The organism is Marinobacter shunpengi (assembly GCF_045449715.1).
In the GTDB taxonomy this organism is placed as follows: domain Bacteria; phylum Pseudomonadota; class Gammaproteobacteria; order Pseudomonadales; family Oleiphilaceae; genus Marinobacter.
The window spans coordinates 165804-187421 of record NZ_JBJJLA010000009.1 but is presented as its reverse complement, the minus strand read 5'-3'; the positions used below and the strand labels follow the sequence as shown (position 1 = coordinate 187421).

General features: G+C 63.3%; 16 protein-coding genes and 1 pseudogene. 11 read left to right on the top strand and 6 right to left on the bottom strand.

Translation table 11 applies throughout. The annotated features are described in order from the left end of the window. Positions 1-231: 231 nt before the first annotated feature. A complete protein-coding gene (radC, locus tag ACJO3T_RS03900) occupies positions 232-906 on the bottom strand; it encodes a RadC family protein (RefSeq protein ID WP_406965988.1) in 675 nt (224 codons plus the stop codon). Between the two features lie 147 nt (positions 907-1053). Between radC and coaBC the strand changes: the two genes are divergently transcribed. The 8 genes from coaBC to ACJO3T_RS03860 all read left to right on the top strand — a co-directional run bounded on the left by coaBC (position 1054) and on the right by ACJO3T_RS03860 (position 14484). Then, positions 1054-2256 (top strand): bifunctional phosphopantothenoylcysteine decarboxylase/phosphopantothenate--cysteine ligase CoaBC, encoded by a 1203-nt coding sequence (gene coaBC, locus ACJO3T_RS03895; protein WP_406965989.1) that lies wholly within the window; start codon positions 1054-1056, stop codon positions 2254-2256. 76 nt (positions 2257-2332) lie between these two features. After that, entirely contained in the window at positions 2333-2794 is a 462-nt protein-coding gene (gene dut, locus ACJO3T_RS03890) for a dUTP diphosphatase (protein ID WP_406965990.1), read from the top strand. A 123-nt stretch (positions 2795-2917) separates the two neighbouring features. Continuing rightward, positions 2918-5545, top strand: coding sequence for a phosphomannomutase/phosphoglucomutase (locus ACJO3T_RS03885; RefSeq protein WP_406965991.1), 2628 nt, complete (start codon positions 2918-2920; stop codon positions 5543-5545). A 45-nt stretch (positions 5546-5590) separates the two neighbouring features. Beyond that, positions 5591-6487, top strand: coding sequence for an acetylglutamate kinase (argB, locus tag ACJO3T_RS03880; RefSeq protein WP_406965993.1), 897 nt, complete (start codon positions 5591-5593; stop codon positions 6485-6487). Between the two features lie 52 nt (positions 6488-6539). Further along, a complete protein-coding gene (locus tag ACJO3T_RS03875; RefSeq protein WP_406977845.1) occupies positions 6540-7835 on the top strand; it encodes an LSm family protein in 1296 nt (431 codons plus the stop codon). A 51-nt stretch (positions 7836-7886) separates the two neighbouring features. After that, entirely contained in the window at positions 7887-9068 is a 1182-nt protein-coding gene (argE, locus tag ACJO3T_RS03870; RefSeq protein ID WP_406965995.1) for an acetylornithine deacetylase, read from the top strand. Beyond that, on the top strand, positions 9065-10375 hold the full coding sequence (argA, locus tag ACJO3T_RS03865) for an amino-acid N-acetyltransferase (RefSeq protein WP_406965996.1): 1311 nt from the start codon (positions 9065-9067) through the stop codon (positions 10373-10375). Before argE ends, argA begins: the two co-directional genes overlap by 4 nt. A 323-nt stretch (positions 10376-10698) precedes the next feature. Continuing rightward, positions 10699-14484 carry a DUF1631 family protein gene (locus ACJO3T_RS03860; protein ID WP_406977844.1) on the top strand — a complete coding sequence of 1262 codons (3786 nt, stop codon included), beginning with the start codon at positions 10699-10701 and terminating at the stop codon, positions 14482-14484. A gap of 14 nt (positions 14485-14498) precedes the next feature. Here the strand turns inward: ACJO3T_RS03860 and ACJO3T_RS03855 are convergent, their stop codons facing one another. From ACJO3T_RS03855 to ACJO3T_RS03845, 3 genes are all read right to left on the bottom strand, one after another. Beyond that, entirely contained in the window at positions 14499-15344 is an 846-nt protein-coding gene (locus ACJO3T_RS03855) for a pirin family protein (protein WP_406965998.1), read from the bottom strand. Positions 15345-15488: 144 nt separating this feature from the next. Beyond that, positions 15489-16280, bottom strand: coding sequence for an adenosylmethionine decarboxylase (gene speD, locus ACJO3T_RS03850; RefSeq protein ID WP_406965999.1), 792 nt, complete (start codon positions 16278-16280; stop codon positions 15489-15491). Between the two features lie 249 nt (positions 16281-16529). Next, positions 16530-16949, bottom strand: a complete 420-nt coding sequence (locus ACJO3T_RS03845) for an OsmC family protein (protein ID WP_406966000.1) — start codon at positions 16947-16949, stop codon at positions 16530-16532. Positions 16950-17259: 310 nt separating this feature from the next. Here ACJO3T_RS03845 and crp point away from each other — a divergent pair, with 310 nt between their 5' ends. Both crp and ACJO3T_RS03835 read left to right on the top strand, forming a co-directional pair. Next, positions 17260-17901 (top strand): cAMP-activated global transcriptional regulator CRP, encoded by a 642-nt coding sequence (crp, locus tag ACJO3T_RS03840; RefSeq protein WP_092015555.1) that lies wholly within the window; start codon positions 17260-17262, stop codon positions 17899-17901. 47 nt (positions 17902-17948) lie between these two features. Next, a complete protein-coding gene (locus tag ACJO3T_RS03835; RefSeq protein WP_406966001.1) occupies positions 17949-18884 on the top strand; it encodes an alpha/beta fold hydrolase in 936 nt (311 codons plus the stop codon). On the opposite strand, the gene ACJO3T_RS03830 is transcribed toward ACJO3T_RS03835, so the two are convergent. Together ACJO3T_RS03830 and ACJO3T_RS03825 are read right to left on the bottom strand one after the other, a co-directional pair. Then, the gene (locus ACJO3T_RS03830) at positions 18874-19614 is read right to left on the bottom strand and encodes a glutathione S-transferase family protein (RefSeq protein WP_406977843.1); all 741 of its coding nucleotides are present in this window, start codon (positions 19612-19614) and stop codon (positions 18874-18876) included. The two genes, ACJO3T_RS03835 and ACJO3T_RS03830, sit on opposite strands and share 11 nt — an antisense overlap. Positions 19615-19622: 8 nt before the next feature. Next, the gene (locus tag ACJO3T_RS03825; protein ID WP_406977842.1) at positions 19623-20402 is read right to left on the bottom strand and encodes a pseudouridine synthase; all 780 of its coding nucleotides are present in this window, start codon (positions 20400-20402) and stop codon (positions 19623-19625) included. Between the two features lie 148 nt (positions 20403-20550). Here ACJO3T_RS03825 and ACJO3T_RS03820 point away from each other — a divergent pair. Continuing rightward, positions 20551-21546 (top strand): annotated as a pseudogene (locus ACJO3T_RS03820) (tryptophan--tRNA ligase); the annotation flags it as partial. Positions 21547-21618 lie beyond the last annotated feature (72 nt).

The window sequence follows — 21618 nt, the reverse complement described above, 5'->3', positions numbered from 1 at the left end:
GTTTGCCTCCGACCTGAGCGTTGGTCCTGAATACGAAATCGTTTGTAAAGGAGCCTCTGAAAAAGGGCCTGATCTCCCTTTTCAGAGACTCCGGTATCGGGTCTCTGGTTGCGGTACGTGCCTGCATATTGCACGGTGCTCGCCAGACGCCGCCAGAAAGGGACGCTTTTATACCAGATGAGCACCCCTAACGCAAAAAATTGTTGGGAAATTGTGCAGCTTCCCGGCGGATCACATCAGCCCCCGTTCCGCCAGGGAGATCACCTCGCCATGGCCCACAACCATATGATCCAGAACCCGAATGTCCACCAGACCCAGGGCGTCCTTCAGCCGTCGGGTCAGGGAAATATCCGACTGACTGGGTTCGGCAATCCCTGACGGGTGGTTATGGGCGAAGATCACCGCCGCCGCATTGAAGTCCAGGGCGTGGCGAACCACCTCCCGGGGATAGACCGCGGCACCGTCAATGGTGCCACGGAACAGCTCCTGATAGCGGATCACCCGGTGCCGGTTATCCAGGAACAGGCCAGCGAACACTTCATGGGGCTGGGTACCCAGCCGGCTACGCAGGTAGCGGCGGGTATCCTCCGGTGACGTCAGCGGATCCCCCTGGCGCACTGGTTCGTCCATGACCCGCCGGGCCATCTCCATGGCCGCCTGTACCTGGGCGTACTTGGCGGTGCCCAGCCCCTTGACCCGACAGAAGCCTGTATGGGAGGTGGTCATCAGGCCTCGCAGGCTGCCGAATTCATCCAGCAGGTGACGAGCCATGGCCATCACCGGCATGCCGGCAGTGCCGGTGCGCAGGAAAATGGCCAGCAGTTCCGTGTCAGAGAGGGTTTCCGGGCCGTGGGCCAGCAGCCGTTCCCGGGGGCGTTCATCCCGGGGCCATTGAGTTGTTGTCATGACGTTCCCTGTGTGATGTCGATGCGTCCTGGTCGATGCGTCCTGCATGGGCAGTGAGTTTAACATGTCCGTCGCACTGTCGGGGAGATTCCGGCAATGCTATCTTAGGGACCGTTTCAGCGGACAGTGGTAGACGACGGAGATCACATGGCCAATCCAAACATCCTGCTTGGCATTACCGGCGGTATTGCGGCGTACAAGAGTGCGGAGCTGGTCCGGCTGCTGAAGAAAGCCGGCTACCAGGTCCGGGTCGTCATGACCCGGGGCGCCGAGGCCTTTATCACGCCCATGACCTTCCAGGCCCTCAGCGGCGAGCCGGTACGCACGTCACTGCTGGATCCGGAGGCGGAGGCCGGCATGGGGCACATCGAGCTCGCCAAGTGGGCGGACCGGGTCGTGGTGGCGCCGGCATCGGCGGACTTCATGGCCCGGCTGGCCCAGGGTATGGCGGACGACCTGCTGGCCACCGTCTGCAGTGCCACCGAGGCACCGATTGCCCTGGCGCCGGCAATGAACCAGGCCATGTGGGGTAATCACCGTACCCAGCGCAATGTCGGCCTGCTCCGGGACGACCCCCAGGTTACCCTGTGGGGGCCGGATCAGGGCAGCCAGGCCTGTGGTGATGTCGGCCCCGGTCGGATGCTGGAGCCGGAAACCCTGCTCGGTCTGATCGAGCAGACCGTCAGGAGCAGCGGGCAGGGTGGGCCGCTGTCGGGCCGCCGCGTGGTGATCACCGCCGGCCCCACCCGGGAACCCATAGACCCGGTGCGCTATATCACCAACCACAGCTCCGGCAAGATGGGCTATGCCATTGCCGAGGCCGCAAGGGCGGCCGGTGCGACGGTCACCCTGGTCAGCGGCCCGGTCGCCCTTGCTGCCCCCGCTGGTGTGGAAGTGGTGCCGGTGGAGACCGCCGAGGACATGTTGCAGGCAGCCTCCGCGGAAGTGGACCGGGGGGCCGACCTGTTTATCGCTACCGCCGCCGTGGCGGATTACCGTCCCGCCGACCGGGCCGGGCAGAAGGTGAAGAAATCCCATGAAACCATCGCCCTGGAACTGGTCCGCAACCCGGATACCCTGGCCACCATCGCGGCCAGACCGGACGCCCCGTTTACCGTGGGGTTCGCCGCGGAAACCAACGATGTCGAGCAATACGCCACCGACAAGATGAAGCGCAAGAAGCTGGGCATGATCGTCGCCAATGACGTGTCCGTACCGGGCATGGGGTTCAACAGCGACCAGAATGCGGTCACCGTGTTCTGGCCCGGTGGCCAGCAAAGCATCGGCCCCACCAGCAAGCACGAGATTGCCAGGACGCTGGTCGCGCTGATTGCCGACCGACTGGCCTGACCGAAAACCTGAACACCATCCGGGTGCCGGGGCGCCCGGCCATCCAGCCACCAGACCGCCCAATTGAGGAAGCAGTATGAGCCAGCAGCCGGTTCAGATGAGAATCCTGGACAAACGAATCGGGGATGAAATCCCCATGCCTGCCTATGCCACCGACGGGTCCGCCGGCCTTGACCTGCGGGCCTGCCTGAAGGCATCCCTGACGTTGGCCCCCGGGGAATCCGCACTGATCCCCACCGGCCTGTCCATCTACATCGAGGATGCCTCCCTGGCCGCGATGATCCTGCCCCGCAGCGGGCTGGGGCACAAACACGGCATCGTCCTGGGGAACCTGGTAGGGCTGATTGATTCTGATTACCAGGGAGAGCTGATGGTGTCCTGCTGGAACCGGGGGAATACCACGTTCACCGTCAACGTTGGCGAGCGTATTGCGCAACTGGTGCTGGTGCCGGTGGTTCAGGCGCGTTTCGATGTGGTGGACGAATTCCAGGCGACCGGGCGGGGTGATGGTGGCTTTGGTTCCACCGGGCGACATTGAAGAAACTTTTCCAATACGCCAAATGTGTCATTAACCAATTCATGTAAACAACTATACTAACAGCAAATTAATGTGCCTGGTGTCTGGGTAGGTAAAGAAGCAGGCGTCAATACGGAGCCGACTATGAAACTTGGCAAGAAAAAGGGGACCCCGGAGGCTGACAGTACACCAGCCGGCCAGGACGCCCCGGATAACAAGAAAGCCGCCAAACCCGCAAAGGGAAAGGCCTCCAGGGGGGGCGGCGCAAAGGTGCGCAAGCTCTCCTCGGTCGCCGTGACCCAGGCGCTGGTGGTCGTTCTGGTGGGCGTCGTGGTCGCCGCCGCCCTTTACCTTGGGTTGCTGCAGCCAGCCGAGGACCAACGCCGGCAACAGGTGGCCGAGAACCGGGCCGAGCTCATCGCTGACCGGCTGGAGGATCGAATCCGGCTGATGCAGCGGCTGACGGATGGTCTGGGGACCCAGGTCTCCGTGCGCGAGGCCCTGGACGAGGTTGGCGGTGCGCGGGAACTGGCGAACGAATTGCAGACCCTGATGCCCGGCATTGAGCGGGTGTTCCTGTTCCCGTACCGGGCTATCCCGCGTCGGTCCGACGACGAGGCGGGCCTCGGCTTCGCCACCCTGGACCTGGCCCGCCGGGCGGAATCCGGGCGTGAGGTTGCCCCCGATGCCTTTCCCCGCAATGACCAGTGGCTGATCCAGACCGCTGCGCCTGTAACCAACCCCTCCAATCAGGCGGTTATCGGGACGCTGGTCATCCAGTTTGACGCCGGCACCCTGTCGGAGGTCCTGGGCGGGCCCGGTGGCCAGGGCTCCCTGGTACAGACCGTGGATGGCCAGTCCCGTGATGTGATTGGCGCCGGGCAGGGCGATGGGCCGGAAGTGACCCGATCATTGTCGGTTCCCGGCTGGAGCCTGAACTACCGCCCACAGGTACCGCCTGCCAGCCTGAATCCCGTGGTTATAGCGGGTCTGGTGGTGGCCGGCTTCCTGGTCGCGGCGGTGATCGCCTGGCTGATGCTGTCGTCGGCCCAGAGCGCCCTGCGCAAGGAAACCACCCGCATGGTGCAGTGGGCCCACAAGGTGTTTGCCGGTGACCGGTCGGCGCCGCCGCAGATGCGGTGGGAAATCACCTCGGTGATTGCCGAGGTACTTCACCGCATCAGCAAGGCGGTGGAAAAACGGGTGGAAGACACTCCCCGCAAGGCGCCCGCCGCGAAGGCGAGCAAGGCTCGACCGGAACCGGAGCCGGATGAACCCCTGTTCCAGGACCGGGACATGCCGGACATCGATATGCTCGATGGTGACGAGGACGTGCTCGGTTTTGGCGAGAGCCCGGCGGGAGCCACACCCGAGGTGGCGGAGACCCGGGCCCCCGCGGCCGACATTTCTCCATCCATTTTCCGGGCCTACGACATTCGCGGCATTGTCGGTGACACCCTGACGCCGGAGATCGTGGGGGTCATTGGCCGGGCCATCGGTTCCGAGGCCATGGACCGCAGCCAGGATACGCTCTGTATCGGCTACGACGGTCGCCATTCCAGCCCGGAACTGGCGGAGGCCCTGGCTCGGGGCATCATGTCCACTGGCTGCAACGTCATTACCCTTGGCGCCGTGCCCACGCCAGTACTCTATTTTGCCACCCATCACATCGGCACCGGCTCCGGGGTCATGGTGACCGGCAGCCATAACCCGTCCAACTACAACGGCCTGAAAATCATGCTGGGGGGCGAGACCCTGTCGGAAGACAGCATCCAGAAGCTGTACCAGCGTATCCAGACCGGCGACCTGCACCAGGGGCAGGGCAGTTCCACCAGCCAGGACGTCCGCCGGGACTACCTGGACCGTATTGTCAGCGATATCGCGGTAGCGGCGCCGCTGAAAGTGGTGGTGGATGCCGGCAATGGCATCGCCGGTGAACTGGGTCCGCTGCTGCTGGAGGAACTGGGCTGCGAGGTGATCCCGCTGTACTGTGATATTGACGGCAGCTTCCCCAACCATCACCCGGACCCGGGCAAGCCGGAGAACCTGCAGGACCTGATTGACCGGGTTCAGCAGGAAGGGGCCGACGTGGGTATCGCCTTTGACGGCGATGGCGACCGCCTGGGTGTGGTCACCAACGACGGCAAGATCATCTGGCCGGACCGGCTGATGATGCTGTTTGCCCGGGATGTGGTGTCCCGCAACCCGGGGGCGGATGTGCTGTTCGATGTAAAATGCAGCCGGCGCCTGAGCGGTGTGATTTCCTCGGCGGGCGGCCGTCCGGTGATGTGGAAGACCGGACACTCGCTGATGAAAGCGAAGATGAAGGAAACCGGCGCGCTGCTGGCTGGTGAGATGAGCGGCCATGTCTTCTTTGGTGAGCGCTGGTATGGCTTTGACGATGGCCTGTACGCCGCCGCCCGCCTGCTGGAGATCCTCGGCATCGAGGACCGCCAGAGCAGTGACGTGTTCGCCGAGTTCCCGGAAGACATCAGCACGCCGGAACTGAACCTGGAGGTGACGGACGAAGGCAAGTTCCGCATCATCCAGCGTCTGGCAGACCTGGCGGATTTCGGGGAGGCCAATATCACCACCATCGACGGGGTGCGGGTGGACTACCCGGACGGCTGGGGCCTGTGCCGGGCGTCCAACACCACGCCGATGCTGGTGCTGCGTTTCGAGGCCGAGAGTGACGCGGCCCTGGAGCGCATCAAGCAGATATTCCGGGGGCAGCTCAAGGCGCTGGCCCCGGATGTGACCATCACTTTTTGAACCTGGCCCGGCGCTCCCGGGCGTAACACCCTGAAGGCGGATTGAATGGCACTGGATCGTGAAACAGCAATGCACGTGGCGGATGTACTGAGCAAGGGTCTGCCCTATATCCAGCGGTTTACCGGCAAGACCGTGGTCATCAAGTACGGCGGTAACGCCATGGAGAACGAGGAGCTCAAGAGCAGCTTCGCCCGGGACATGGTGCTGATGAAACTGGTGGGCATCAATCCCATCGTGGTCCATGGCGGCGGCCCCCAGATCGGCGAACTGCTCGACCGGCTGAACATCAAGTCCCACTTCGTCAATGGCATGCGGGTCACCGACTCGGAAACCATGGACGTGGTGGAAATGGTGCTCGGTGGCCAGGTAAACAAGGAGATCGTCTCCCTGATCAATGCCCAGGGCGGCACCGCCGTGGGCCTGACCGGCAAGGACGGCAACCTGATCCGCGCCCGTAAGCTGGAAGTGATGGGAAAGACCGATGAGGTCAGCCGGCCGGAAATCATCGATATCGGCCATGTGGGCGAGGTGGCGTCGGTCAACACCAAGGTCATCGACATGCTGACCCACAGCGACGTGATCCCGGTGATCGCCCCCATCGGGGTCGGGCCCGACGGCGCGTCCTACAACATCAACGCCGACCTGGTAGCGGGCAAGGTGGCCGAGGCGGTCAACGCCGAAAAACTGATCCTGCTGACCAATGTCTCCGGGCTCAAGAGCCGGGATGACAAGGTGCTCACCGGCCTGACCGCGGCCCAGGTCAATGACCTGATCGAGGATGGCACCATCCACGGCGGCATGCTGCCGAAGATCCGTTGTGCGCTGAGTGCGGTGGAGAACGGCGTCAGGACCGCCCACATCATTGACGGCAGGGTTGCCCATGCCACCCTTCTGGAGATCTTCACCGACGAAGGCGTTGGCACACTGATCTCCCGTAACTGATGGGCCTGACGGGCACCGGTGCGGGGACTGATGAGCAGGGAGAGATGGAACCTTGAAAAAACTGTTGTCGCTTATCGTGATCCTGGCCCTGGTGGCCTGGGGAAGCTACAAGGGTGCGGTCTGGTGGCTGGCCGACCAGACCCTGAACGAACTGCGCCGGTCCCTATCGGACCACGGGGCGCTGGAGCGGGGGGATATCGCGTCCGCCGTTGGTGGGGAGCTGGTGCTCACCGGCACTCGCTTCCAGTCCTTCCAGTTGACTCAGCCGCTGGAGATCCAGCGGCTGACCTATCGTGCCGGCTCTCCCCTGGCGCTGTTGGCCAGCCTGTACGGCCAGCACGACCTGCCCCGGAGCTGGCGCCTGGACGTGGCCGGCTGGCGGCTGCCGCTGGATGCGGCCATGCTGCGCAACTGGGTCACGGATACCGACGAACAGGCGCCACAGCCGCTGTTTGCCCCGGTGTGCGGGCCCGATGCCCGTCAGCAACTGGGTAGCGGTGACCTGATCCGCATGGGCGTCACTGAACTGGCCGGCGATGCCCAGCTCAGGCAGACCTCCGGCAGCGTTCGCCTGGAGCTCTTCACCCGGGAATCCGGCAGCCTGGAACTGACCTGGGATAATGCCCGCCTGCGCCTCGACAGCGACGGCGTGAACCTGAACCCGGGCGCCGACAGCGTTGAGGTCATCCTGCGTGATGGCGGTCTGATGCGCCGGGTGACCGCCTACTGTGCCCGGGAAACCGGCATGTCGGAATCGGACTGGGCCGACCGGGTGATGGATGCCTTCCGCGAGGGGCTGGCCAGCCGGGGCCTTGAGGCCTCGCCCCAGTTACTGGCCCTGTACCGGCAATGGCTGACGGAAGGCGGGGAACTGGCCCTGACCCTTGACCCATCCGCCGGCTGGCAGGGACTGCCGGTCCGGGAGGCCGGGACCGGAGAAGCAGGTGAAGGGAAAGGCACTGAAGAGGGCGATGCCACCGCTGACGGCCCCTCAATGATTGTCTCCTACAATGGTTCCTCAGTACCGGATGTGTACCTGAGTCCGGTGGCGCCGGTGACTCCGGCGGTACCGGAACAGGCCATGGAACCCGTGGTGGACCCGGACCTTACGGAAGTGGTTGCCGGCTGGCAACGGGTGGTCCTGGATGAGGCGGAAGGCTGGCTTGGCTATACTGTACGGGTCACCCTGAGCAATGGCCGCACCGTGGAAGGCCGCCTGACCCGTGTGGATGAACGCGAGGTGGAGGTAGCCCGTCCCGTGGACGGTGGTGAAGTGGCCTACCCCATGGTCAGGCGTGCCGTCGAGCGGCTGGAGGTGTGGCGCCGGGGTGGCCAGTCTGGGGAATGACCACAAACAGCCGCGCTATCGTTCACCCGTTTCCAGCAGGAGCCTGACACCATGACAGATCCACAAGGCAAGGCCGCCGGCGTCGGGCAGGGCCCGCCGGATGTTCGCACCATGCTGGAACAGCTGGTGGCCATCCCTTCCATCAGCAGTGCGTCTGCGGAATGGGACCACAGTAATGAGGCCGTCGTGAACCGGCTGGCGGAGTGGCTGGCCCCCCTGGGGTTCCGCAACGAGATCCTGCCGGTACCGGGCATGCCCGGCAAGTTCAACCTGGTGGCCACCCTCGGGGCCGGCCCCGGCGGTCTGGTCCTGTCCGGCCACACCGATACCGTACCCTATGACGACAAACGCTGGCAGAGCGATCCTTTCACCCTGACCGAACGGGACGACCGTCTCTACGGTCTTGGCACCTGCGACATGAAGGGCTTCTTTGCCCTGGCCATCGAGGCGGCCCGGCAGGCGGCGCAACAGCCCCTGAAGCAGCCTCTGATCATCCTTGCCACCGCCGATGAGGAAAGCTCCATGAACGGTGCCCGGGCGCTGGCGGAGGCGGGCTACCCGAAGGCACGGTATGCCGTGATCGGGGAGCCCACCACCCTCAGGCCCATCCGCATGCACAAGGGCATCATGATGGAGCGGCTGGTGTTCGAGGGACAGTCAGGGCACTCCTCTGATCCGTCCCTGGGGCGCAACGCCCTGGAGGGCATGAACGAGGCCATGAATGAACTGCTGGCCCTGCGGACCGGCTGGCAGGAAAAACACCGCAACCCTCATTTCCGGGTCCAGTACCCCACCATGAACCTGGGGTGCATCCATGGCGGTGATAACCCTAACCGCATCTGTGCCCGCTGCGAGCTGCATTTCGACCTGAGGCCGTTGCCCGGCATGGACATGGCGGAACTGCGCCAGACGATCCTGGACCGGCTGCAGCCGCTGGCCAGCCGCCGTGACCTGTCCCTGGCCTTTGAGCCGCTGTTCGATGGTGTGCCTCCGTTCGAAACACCAGCGGAAGCGGAGCTGGTGCGGGTCTGCGAGAAGCTGACCGGCCACCAGGCTGATGCCGTGGCCTTTGCCACCGAGGCTCCCTGGCTACAGAAGCTTGGCCTGGAAACCCTGGTGATGGGGCCGGGCTCCATTGACCAGGCCCACCAGCCGGACGAGTTCCTGGCCCTGTCCCAGCTCGACCCCACCATCTCCCTGCTGAAACAACTGATCAGGCACTTCTGTCTATGAGCGTTTCCGACTGGCTGCACAGCTTCCGTCACTCGTCACCCTACATCAACGCCCATCGGGGCAGCACCGTGGTGCTGGTGCTGGGGGGCGAGGCGCTGGCTGGCGACAACCTGCTGAATATCATCCACGACATTACCCTGCTCAGCAGCCTGGGTATCCGCCTGGTGGTCACCTTCGGTGCCCGCCCGCAGATCCAGCAACGGCTGGACCAGGCCGGCCATGATTCCCGGTTTGAGGGCGGGCTGCGTATCACCCGGGAACAGGACCTGCCGCTGATCATGGAAGCTGTGGGCGGCGTCCGTTCCTGGCTGGAGAGCCGTCTGTCCATGGGGCTGGTGAACTCCCCCATGCACGGGGCGAAAATCCGGGTCAGCAGCGGCAACTTCCTGGCCGCGCGGCCGGTGGGGGTGCTGGATGGCGTGGATTTCGGTTACACCGGCCGGGTGCGGCGGGTGGACACGGTCGGCATCGAACGCCTGCTGGAACTGGGCCATATCGTGCTGGTGCCGCCCCAGGGCTATTCGCCCACCGGCGACATCTTTAACCTGTCCTACGAGGATGTTGGCAGCCAGGTGGCCTCTGCCCTGAAGGCCGACAAACTGATCGTGTTCACCGACGACCAGGGCGTGCTGGACGAAGATGGCTCCCTGATCCGCGAGCTGACGGTGCGCCAGGCCCTGCAGAAGGTCTCGGACCATGTGGTGTCCGGCCATGACGCAGACCTGCTGCGGGCCGCCTGCGACGCCTGCACCAGGGGCGTCAGACGGGCCCATATCATCAGTTACCTGCGGGATGGAGCCATCCTGGAGGAACTGTTCACCCGCGATGGCTTTGGCACCCTGGTCAGCGACGATAACTACGAACAGATCCGCCGGGCCCGGGTGGAGGATATTGGCGGCATCCTGGAACTGATCCAGCCCATGGAGGAGCAGGGCATCCTGGTGCGCCGGTCACGGGACATGCTCGAGACCGAGATCGACCAGTTCGTGGTAGCGGAGCGGGACGGCATGATCATCGGCTGTGCCGCCCTGTATGGCTACCCGGACGAACAGGCCGGGGAGCTGTCCTGCTTTGCGGTCAATCCCGATTACCGTCGCGGTGGTCGCGGGGACAATATCCTCGCCATGGTGGAGCGTACGGCTCGTGCCCAGGGGCTTGCGCGCCTGTTTGTGCTGACCACACAAACCGAACACTGGTTCCGGGAACGGGGGTTCGAACCGTCGTCCGTGCAGTCATTGCCCGGCCCGAAGCTGGCCTCCTACAACACCCGTCGCAACTCCAAGGTATTCGTGAAAACCCTGTTGTGAGGGGTGGCCGGGGTTGCACTGGGCCGGTATGGTTACGCGAGACGCTATTTTGCGAACAACCGTTCGGATTTGTCTTGACGGACCGTCGCCAGAATAGTCATATTGAGCAACCGTCTCGTGAATGGGCCCGTCCGCTGCGCCGGTTTTTCACGTTTCTTGACATTGTTTTCGCCGCATCGTGGCTATACTGCTGGGTACATGAAATCTCCCCGGTCGTTGCCGGCTGTCTACTGATGCGTTGCGGGAGCCGCCGGTAACCCGCAGGAAAGGAAACGACCCGCCGCCCCGACCGGGCGCGGGCTTTACCATCGATCAGGTAGTCAATGGATCCGAAGGAACGACGCTCCAGTCCCCGCCGCCCCATCAAGCTGGCTGCCCAGGTCGATCTGGGTGAGTTCGGGGTGTGGCCATGCCAGATCGCCGACTTCTGTGCGGAAGGCCTGTTTGTCCGCTATTCCGGCGATACCTCCGAGAAAATCCGGGGCTACCTGCAGGATCGTCCCGGGCAGGACCTGGGCATCTACTTCCGCACCGAGGACAGCCGCGAGCGCCATGAGCTCAAGGCCCGCCCGGTGCGCCTTATCGACGGGGCCATGGGGGTCGAGTTCACCGGTGCCAGCCCCCAGGCCGTGGACGCCATGCTCAACCAGTGCGGCGCGGACAGCGGAACTCAGGAACGCTCGGCCCTGAAACCACCCAGCGAACGGGTCCAATTCATCCTTCACCAGTGCGCCAGGGCGGTGTCCCAGCATATAGAGCCGCTGATGGCTGACTGCTTCGCGGGTATGACCGAGAATCTCCGCCAGGCGGCGCTGAAGGCCCATAATGATCAGCAGGCCAACGAGTACATGGATGCTGCCGCCCAGGTGGAAAGCCGTCAGCGTTCTATCTGGCTACTCATGTCCCGTTCCCTGGAATCGCCCCTGAAGCCGGCCCGGGAAAACCAGAATGCCGCCAGCCTGTCGCTGGTGGACAAGGGCGAATTCGAGGACTGGCTGGCCATCAAGGTCATGGTCACCAAGGCGGACACCCAGTATCGGGCGGAACTGTTGCAGCTACGCATGCGCCTGGACCGGCTGGGCGTAACCAACGCCACTGGCCACCAGAATCCGCTGGGACCGTCCCTGGTCTGCGAAGCCTTCCACTCCGGCCTGGAGAGTCTGAGGGCCAGCCGGGCCGTGGAAAAGGTATGCCTGAAGACCTTCGAAACCCTGGTGCTCCAGAAGATCGGGCCGCTCTACGAGGAACTTAACCGGATCCTTATCCGCCACGGCATCCTGCCGGACCTGGACCTGGGCCGCTACCTGAGCGAGCGACAGCCCCGACCGGCGGAGAAGCCGCCAACGCCGAAACCGGACGACGCGAAAGCGGAGAAGCCCGCCAAACCCTCGCCTCCCCAGGACTCCCGGGGTGTCAGCCCGGCCACCGCGGGTCCGTTTTCGTCCCGCTCCCCGGATGCCCGCAGTCAGGGGTTCCTGGAGCAGATGACCCTGGCCCGGTCCGCGTTTGCCACTGTGCGGAACCTGATCGGCACCCTGAAATCCGCGGGCGTGGTCAGTGACCAGCCCGTACCCTTTGCTGAGGGCGCCCGGCCCCTGTCCCAGGGGGAATTCCAGAAGGAACTGCATACCCTGCAGGTAGCGCCAGTAGCCGAGGATGAGCCCGGAACCCCGCTCAGGGACCGGGTTATCGAGCAGGTAAAGACCTCCGGCAACCACGGTCTGGACGAGGAGCAGCAGGCCACCCTGGATGTGGTGGACCGTTTCTTCCGCAGCGTGGTGGAGAGCCCCAAGATTTCGGAGCGCACCCAGCGCCAGATGCGGCAGCTTGAGGTGCCGGTGCTGAAAGTGGTGCTGCGGGACCCCGCCTTCTTCGATGATATTGAAAGCCCGGTCCGGGGTGTGATGAACCGCCTGGCCCAGCTTGGTATCCGTGGCAGTCGTACCAATCCCGCGGTTCAGCGCCGGGTGGACGACCTGGTCAACCGCATTGCCTCAGAGTTTGAGCAGGATACCCGGGTCTTCGACGGCGCCATGGATGAGCTGGACACCCTGATCGATCGCCAGAACCTGATCTACCGCCGCAACGTGGAACGGGTGACCGCGGCTGCCGAAGGCGCCCAGAAGGTGGCCGAATCCAAGTCGGCGCTAACCCGGGCGCTGGACGAGCGTCTCGGGGGGCGGGAGGTGCCCCGGGCCATTGTCAGCCTGCTGAATGCCGGCTGGCGTGACCTGCTGTCCCTGACCTGGATTCGCCAGGGGCCGGACAGCCAGTTGTGGCAGGACTATCTCTCCGTGCTTGATACCCTGATGGCCTTCGCGGATGATCCGGACATCGAAGTCAATCTGTCGGAATTGCTGCGCCTTATCCAGGAGGGGCTGAGCTCCATCTCCAGCAATCATCTGCCGGCTTCCCAGGTGCGTGAGGAACTCAAGCAGTTCCTGGTGCGCAAGCCTGATCATCCGGTGGAGCGGGTACCGGTGCCCAGGGCGGAACCGGAGGAGGGCGACAGGCGCAAGCAGGAGGAACGTCTGCAGAAACGCCTGCAACGCTGGATTGCCCGGGCCCAGAAACTGCGCACGGGGGACTGGCTGCGGGACCAGACCAACCCGGACCAGCCCCAGTACGTCCGTCTGGTATGGATTGCCCGGGGCTTCAACCGGTTTGTGTTTGTCAACCACCAGGGTATGCGGGTGGTGGAACTCGACCTCGCGGAGCTGGCGGAACGCATGCAGAAGGGCATTATCGTACCGGACAGCCAGTACGAGCGCCCGCTGGTGGACGAGAGCATCGACCGGATGGTGCGCAAAGTGTACGACCAGTTGTCCTGGGCCTCCACCCACGACGAGCTCACCGGCCTGCTGGAGCGCCGGGAATTCGAGCGGGTGCTGGAACAGCAGCTCAGCCGCCATGAGGATGAGCGTACCCTGGTCCGGCTCGACCTGAGGCAGTTCCGGCTGCTCAATGACACCGCGGGCCGCCCCGCCGGCGATGAGGCCCTGCGCCGTGTGGCGGATATCCTCAGGGGACAGGTTGGGGAAGGCATGCCCCTGGCCCGCCTGGATGGTAACGAATTCGCCTTCCTGCTGCCTTCGGAAGAAGCCGGCGGTAACGTGCTTGGTATTATCCGCGCGGTGGAAGCCCTGGACCTGAACTGGAAGGGGCGTCGCTACCAGCTGTCGGCCAGTGCCGGCCTGGCCCCCCAGCTACCGGCCCTGACCACTGCCGAGCGCTGGCTTCGGGCTACCGAGGAAGCCTGCAAGGTGGCCAAGACCCGGGGGCCCGGCAAGTACGTGGTTTACAACCTGGAGCAGGCACATTACGACCAGCAGGAACAGATTGCCGCCAAGGTGGCCGCCCTGGGCGACCTGGACGAGGAGCGCATGCTGCTGCGCTGCCAGAAGATCATTCCCCTGCACAAGCATACCCGGCTGACGACCCAGTTCGAGGTGCTGATCAGCATGTACGACGACCAGGGTAATCTGATCACGGCGGCGGATTTCGTGCGCATGGCGGAACGCTACAACCGCATGCAGTCGGTGGACCGCTGGGTGGTGGGCTATATGCTGGACTGGCTGCGGGAGAATGGCCCACGCCCGGGCGCGTCGGCGAACGACAGCCAGCCGGGCTACTGCATCAACCTCTCGGGCTATTCCCTGAATGACGAAAGCCTGCTGGAATTCATCTACGGCAAGCTGAGCGAGAAGGATGCGCCCATTGAGCAACTGTGGTTCGAGATCACCGAGGCGGCGGCCATCCGCGACGTGCATTCGGTGGCGGAGTTCATCGGTGAGATGAAGGAGCTGGGCTGCCGTTTCTGTCTGGGTAATTTCGGTGCCGGCCCCACGTCCTACCAGTACATGCGTAGCCTGCCGGTGGACATGATCAAGCTGGACGGTGCCTTCGTGGGCGAGATCAGCGACAGTGAAACCGATCAGGCCCTGGTCCGCTCCATGGTGGAGATGGCCCATTACCTTAACCGTGAGGTGATCGCCACCCATATCGAGAGCCGGGAGGTCCTCGATATGCTTCGCAAGCTGGGTGTCGATTATGGCCAGGGGTACGTGATCGAGAAGCCCAGGCTGCTGGAGAGCCTGGGCATTCCCTAGGCCTGAGCGTCACTTCAGGCCGTCAGTTGGCCACTCTGATAGTCCCGCAGGGTCTGTTCGATCTCCTCGCGGGAATTCATCACGAACGGACCGTACTGAACCACGGGTTCCCCCAGCGGTTTCCCGGCAATCAGCAGCACCCGGGCGCCGTTCGCTCCGGCGCTGAGGGTCACTTCATCCCCCTCATCAAGGACCGTGGCTGCACTGGCCGGAAGGGCCTGCTCCCCGATGTTCACCTCCCCCTGGTACAGGTAGGCGAAAGCATTCAGGTGGGCGCCCACAGGCAGGGTGACCTGGCTGCCCGGTTCAAGCTGCACATCGGCGTATAACGGCTCGGTGGTACCGCCGCTCACCGCTCCCCGGTGGGTCTGTCCGTCCAGCTCGAGGGTGCCGGCGATCAGCAGGATCTCCGCCCCCGCCTGAGTGATCCGTGGGATCTCCTCCGGCTGGATGTCGCGGTAGCCCGCCGCCTTCATCTTCTCCGCCGCCGGCAGGTTGAGCCAGAGCTGGAAGCCCCGCATCATGCCCTGCTCCTGCTGGGGCATTTCCGAGTGGATGATGCCACGGCCGGCGGTCATCCACTGCACGCCGCCGTTACGCAGGTCACCCCGGTTACCCAGGTGATCCTCGTGGAGCATGTGCCCCTCGATCATGTAGGTCACCGTCTCGAAGCCCCGATGGGGATGGGATGGAAAACCCGCCAGGTAGTCCTGGGGCTGGTCGGAGCCGAATTCATCCAGCATCAGGAACGGGTCCAGGCGGACCATCTGTGTCTGGCCCAGGGAACGACGAATGCGCACGCCCGCGCCATCCGAGGTTTCCTGAGAAGGAATAACGCGCTTGATGAGTCGTTGGGTCATGATAGCCTCCGTCGTCCGGTTGGTGTTGTCCCTATTAGATGACGACGGGGCTGGAGAAGAAACCGGAAAATTCCGGCGACACCATTCAGAAAAACTGAACAATCTCCAGGTGGGGCGCCGATCCCTCCCTGGATCGGTGAGGGATTACTCCACGTTGCGGGAGTAGAATATTTCCAGCATTTCCCGCTTCAGGCGTTCCTCAATGGAGGATGCTTCCGCCTCACCCAGGTCCCGGGCATTGACGCCAAACACGTAATTATCCAGATCGAAATTCTTGAGCATCATCTTGGTGTGGAACAGATTTTCCTGGTACACATTGACGTCGATCATCTGGTAGGCGTTGCGGGTATCCTCGGTCAGGTAGTTCTGGATCGAGTTGATGTCGTGGTCGATGTAGTGTTTGGTGCCGTCCACATCACGGGTGAAGCCCCGCACCCGGTAATCCACGGTGACCACATCGGAATCGAAACTGTGGATCAGGTAGTTCAGCACCTTCAGCGGTGAGATCAGGCCACAGGTGGAGACATCTATGTCCGCCCGGAAGGTGCTGATGCCCTCGTACGGATGGCTCTCCGGATAGGTATGTACGGTGACATGGCTCTTGTCCAGGTGCGCGACAATGGAATCCGGCAGCGGGCCCGGGGATTCCTCGTTGTCCGCCTGGTCACCGGTCAGTTCGTGCTCGGCAATCAGCATGGTCACCGAGGCGCCATGGGGCTCATAGTCCTGGCGGGCGATGTTAAGCACGTTGGCGCCGATGATCTTCACCACATCCGTAAGAATCTGGGTCAGCCGCTCGGCATTGTACATCTCGTCGATGTAGTCGATGTACGCCATCCGCTGCTCTTCCGTCTGTGCGTAACAGATGTCGTAGATGTTGAAGCTCAGGGATTTGGTCAGGTTGTTGAAACCGTGCAGCTGGAGTTTCGGTTCCATGTTCAGCCCCTCCGGATGATGGAGTTGAATAGGTGCAGACACGTCAACACGTCACGGTCCGGTCTGCCGAGGCCGCCACCGAATGCAGGGCTGGTTGTACAGCGTGTGTGCAGACCGGCGGAGAAGGGTGCGTATTATGCACACCGCTCCGTCGATTGAATAGCGGTTTTGTCACCATTCTAGCAGCGGCGTGCCGACTGTCAGGCGAATGCCGTCAAAGCCAGGGGTGGCCGAACCCCGTCAGGCGTATCAGGCTTCACGGATCTCGTGGCTGTGGGTGATCTCGACGCCGGCCTGCTCAAGCATGATGGAGGCTGAGCAGTACTTCTCCGCCGACAGGCTGACCGCCCGTTTCACCAGATTTTCCTTGAGGTGGCGGCCGGTCACCACGAAATGCAGGTGGATCTTCGTGAACACGGCGGGAACAGCGTCGGCCCGTTCTGCCTCCAGCTCGGCGTGGCAGGCGGTGACGTCCTGACGGCTCTTCTGCAGAATGCTCATGACATCGAAGGAGGAGCAGCCCCCGAGGCCCATCAGCAGCATTTCCATGGGCCGTGGGCCACGATCCTCGCCGCCATGGTCGGGAGGGCCGTCCATCTGTACCTGATGGCCACTGCCGCTGGTGGCCTTGAAGCTGGCTTTGCCGGTCCAGTCAATGGTTGCTTTCATGCTGTTGTTCCGTTGTGTAAATTAGGGGAGCTACTAAATAGTTGCCAAGGGCAAGCATGCTAGCATAAAGCATCAATAAGCTGTGAAATGGGTCTCTATTGAGACTTGAGTTATAGACGATTTTACGGGCACGGCTTAAGATCGTGAGTCGTAGTATTATTTCGTCTAAAAAAACGACATACCTGAAGCCGGGTATGCGGGCGGGAAGCCCCTGCGCACCCGTCACAACAAGAAAACCCTGCCGGAAAGCAGGTCACCTATCAAAAAAATGTCCATGGATGGCGACAGTTGAGGAGGCACGACACTTACCATGGCTACTATCGTCCGGCCTGTTGAGCAGAAAACCAAGCATCTGGACTATTTCCTGTCCCAATGCCACCGCCGTCGCTATCCGGCCAAGAGCACCATTATCTATGCCGGTGACAAGAGCGACTCCCTGTTCTTTATTGTCAAGGGTTCCGTCACCGTTATCATTGAGGATGAAGACGGTCGCGAGATGATCATGGCCTACCTGAACGCCGGGGACTTCTTCGGGGAAATGGGGCTGTTTGACAACATGGACTCCCGCAGTGCCTGGGTGAAGGCGAAAACGGAATGCGAGGTGGCGGAGATCAGCTACACCAAATTCCGCGAGATCGCCCAGCAGGATCCCCGGGTGCTCTACTTTATCGGTGAGCAGATGGCCACCCGCCTGCGCCAGACCACCCGCAAGGTGGGGGACCTGGCCTTTCTGGATGTCACCGGCCGTGTTGCCCGTACCCTGCTGGACCTGTGCAAGGAACCGGACGCCATGACCCATCCCGACGGCATGCAGATCAAGATCACCCGCCAGGAAATCGGCCGCATCGTCGGCTGTTCCCGGGAAATGGTCGGCCGCGTGCTCAAGACCCTGGAGGAACAGGGCCTGGTGCAGGTGAAGGGCAAGACCATGGTGGTCTACGGTACACGCTAGCCTGCCCACTGCCGGGATGACCAGGCTGGCCGGAGTCAGAGGATGATATGAAAAAGGGCCACCTGGCCTGGCCAGTCTTGCTGCTTGCGCTGCTGCTGGCCAGCTGTTCCCGCTATGACCTGTATAACTGGATCATCCATCATGAGCGTGATCAGGCCGGCCTTGAGCCGGCGGAGCTTGAACTGGATGATCTCTCCATTGCCTACCTTCGCAACCAGTCGCCGGTGAGCGGACGCCCCCTGCTGATGGTCCACGGCTTTGGCGGCAACAAGGACAACTGGACACGGATGGCCGCCCACCTTCCAGAGGACTACCGGCTGCTGATTCCCGATTTGCCCGGCCATGGTGACAGCAGCGTCGCCTCCCCGGACGACTACACCGTGGAGGCCCAGACCGCTACCCTGGTGGCCTTCCTCGATGAGCTGGGCGTTGACAAGGTGGACATGGCCGGCAATTCCATGGGCGGGGGCATTACGGTCTACTTTGCCAGCCGCTACCCGGAACGGGTCAATTCCATTGCCCTGTTCGACCCCGCCGGCTCCGACCGGTACCCATCGCAACTGGACGAGGCCCTGGCTGATGGCGACAACCCGCTGGTGGTGAAGGAGTCCGGTGATATGGATAACCTGCTGGATTTCGTCCTGGAAAAGCGACCGTTCATACCCTGGCCGCTGACGTCGGTGATGGAGGAAAAGGCCATTGCCCGGCAGCAGACCAACGAGGCCATCTTCCAGGCCATCCTGTCATCCAGCGAGCACATTGCCCTGGACCGGATCCTGCCCGCTATCAAGGCCCCCGCGCTGATCGTCTGGGGCCAGCAGGACCGGGTGCTGGCGCCGGAGAATGCCGAGGTGTTCGCGCAGGGCATTCCCGATGCCAGGGTGGAACTGCTGGAGGGGGTCGGGCATGTGCCGATGGTGGAAGTGCCGGAACGCTCCGCCGAATTATGGCATGGCTTTCTACAGCAGATTCCTACCGATTAGCCTGGTATAGCTCTGCCATGGGCGTCAGCAGGGCTTTGTTGTGCTGGTTCCAGGCCCGCAAGTCGGGGGGCAGGCGTTGTGGCTTGGGCCAGGGCACGGGATACCGGGAGGGCATGAACAACGGGGAGAACAGGGCGCCGGCAGTCAGGTCCGCCCGGCTGAAGGTTTCCCCGGCCAGGAATCGACCGTCCCGGTAGATGGCCGTGATCTCCGCCAGCAGCGTCTCAATGACCTCCCGGGACCGGTCCGCGGTCTTTTCATTGATGGCCAGTCTCTCCCGCATGATTTCCTCCACCCGGCTGAAGCCCAGCCGCAGCAGGTACTGGTTCCAGAACGGCGTGCCGGCGGCCAGGAGGGGAGCCACCACCTTGGGGCGTTGCAGCAGGTGGTGGTAGGCAAAGGTCCGCACCGCCGGGCCGGCCTCGTCGTCCAGCCGCTTCTCCCAGGCCAGGGCTGAGGCCCGGGCATTGGGGGCCTCCGGCAGCAGCGGGTTGTCCGGAAAGGTGGCATCCAGGTGGTCCAGGATGGCTCCCGAACCCTGCACCACCCGGCCATTGTCCACCAGTACCGGCACCGAGGTTGTTTTCTGGCCGGTCAGGCCGCGGATGGTCTTGACGTGCATGCCCGGCAGCAGGAACACCGGCTGGCAGGATACGCCCTTGTAGTCCAGCGCCCAGCGCACCTTCTCGGAAAAGTGGGAAATGGCAAACTGGTAGAGCTGTACGGGCATGGTCCGGGTTACTCCTGCCGGGGGGTGTGGGCCTGGGTGGTGGCGTTTTCATCATAGCAGCCCTCCGGCGACCATCCGAATGCCTGGCAGACCTGCCGCCAGCCGTCCGGCAGCGGCGCCTGGAGGTTCAGGTATCCGCCGCTGACCGGGTGCGGCATGGTCAGGCGGCTGGCGTGGAGGTACAGCCGGCTCTCGCCAAACCGGTCGGCAAAGGCCCGGTTGTGGGGGCCCTTGCCATAGCTGCTGTCCCCGATGATGGGATGGCTGATGTGCTTCAGGTGCCGACGAAGCTGGTGGCGGCGCCCCGTGGCCGGTCGGCAGTGGACCAGGGCATAGCGGCTGGTGGGGTAGCGCTGGTCCACCGGCCAGTCCACGATCACCGTGGCCAGGCGATGGTACAGGGTCAGGGCGGACTGGGCCTCACCGTCCAGGGTGCGTCGTGAACGGCGGTCATCTTTCAGGGTCAGGGGGTGGCGGATGATGCCCCCCAATGGTGGATGGCCCCGCACGATGGCCAGGTAGTCCTTGCTCACGCGCCGCTCCTCGAAGGCCGTGGCCAGGGTGCGGGCGATGTCCGGCGACAGGGCGAACGCCAGCAGGCCGGAGGTGGGCCGGTCCAGCCGATGCACCGGATACACCCATTGTCCGAGCTGGTCCCGCAGTATCATCATGGCGGAGCGGGTTTCACGGCGGTCGATCTCACTGGGGTGTACCAGCAGGTTGGCGGGTTTATTCACCACCACAAGGTGTTCATCCTGGTAAACGATTGGCAGGGTTTCCTGGGGCATGACGCCATGATACCGGCACCCGCCCCATTCGCCTATCCAGAGGCGCGTGAATCCACTAGCTGCTGACGCAATCCGTTTGCCGGTGGGCGCCGGTTTGGGTATGGTTCAGCTTTCTTTAATGACCTCTTCCCGGAATGACGCAATCACCATGAGCAAGACACGAGTACTGACGGGTATCACCACCACGGGCATCCCCCACCTGGGCAACTACGCCGGGGCCATCCGGCCGGCTATCCGCGCCAGCCAGGACCCGGACACCGAATCCTTCCTGTTCCTGGCGGACTACCACGCCCTGATCAAGTGCCAGGAGCCGGCCCGGGTGCAGGAATCCGTGCGTGCCATTGCCGCCACCTGGCTGGCCTGTGGTCTGGATCCGGAGCGGGTCACCTTCTATCGTCAGACCGATGTGCCGGAGATCACTGAGCTGAGCTGGGTGCTCACCACCGTTACCGCCAAGGGCCTGATGAACCGGGCTCATGCCTATAAGGCGGCGGTGCAGGAGAACGAGGAGGCCGAGGGTGCCGACCCGGACCGGGGCATCACCATGGGCCTGTTCTGCTACCCCATCCTGATGGCGGCGGACATCCTCATGTTCAACGGCGAGAAGATCCCGGTGGGCCGGGACCAGACCCAGCACATCGAAATGGCCCGGGATATCGGCCAGCGCTTCAACTACCTGTTCGGCGACACCTTCACCCTGCCGGAGGCGGTGATCGAGGAATCCGGCATGGTGTTGCCGGGGCTGGACGGTCGCAAGATGTCCAAGAGCTACAACAACACCATCCCCCTGTTTGAGGGCGAGAAGAAGTTCCGCAAGCTGATCAACAAGATCAAGACCAACCTGCTGGAGCCGGGTGAGCCCAAGGACCCGGATGATTCCGCCCTGTTCGACATCTATTCCGCTTTTGCCACCCCGGCCCAGGTGGAGGCCATGCGCCAGGAGTACGCCAACGGCATCGCCTGGGGCGAGATGAAAAAGCGGCTGTTCGAATTCCTGAACGAGGAACTGGCCCCGATGCGGGAGGAATACAACACCCTGATGGACGATCCGGCCCAGCTCGACCGTATCCTCCAGCAAGGCGCCGAAAAGGCCCGGGACTATGCCACGCCGCTGATGGCGGATGTGCGTCGCAAGGTGGGCATTGGTCCCATCGCTGGTTGAGCCAGGGCTTCATCAAACTGTCGTAAACATCGGTCAGGCTGGAGCTATGCGACA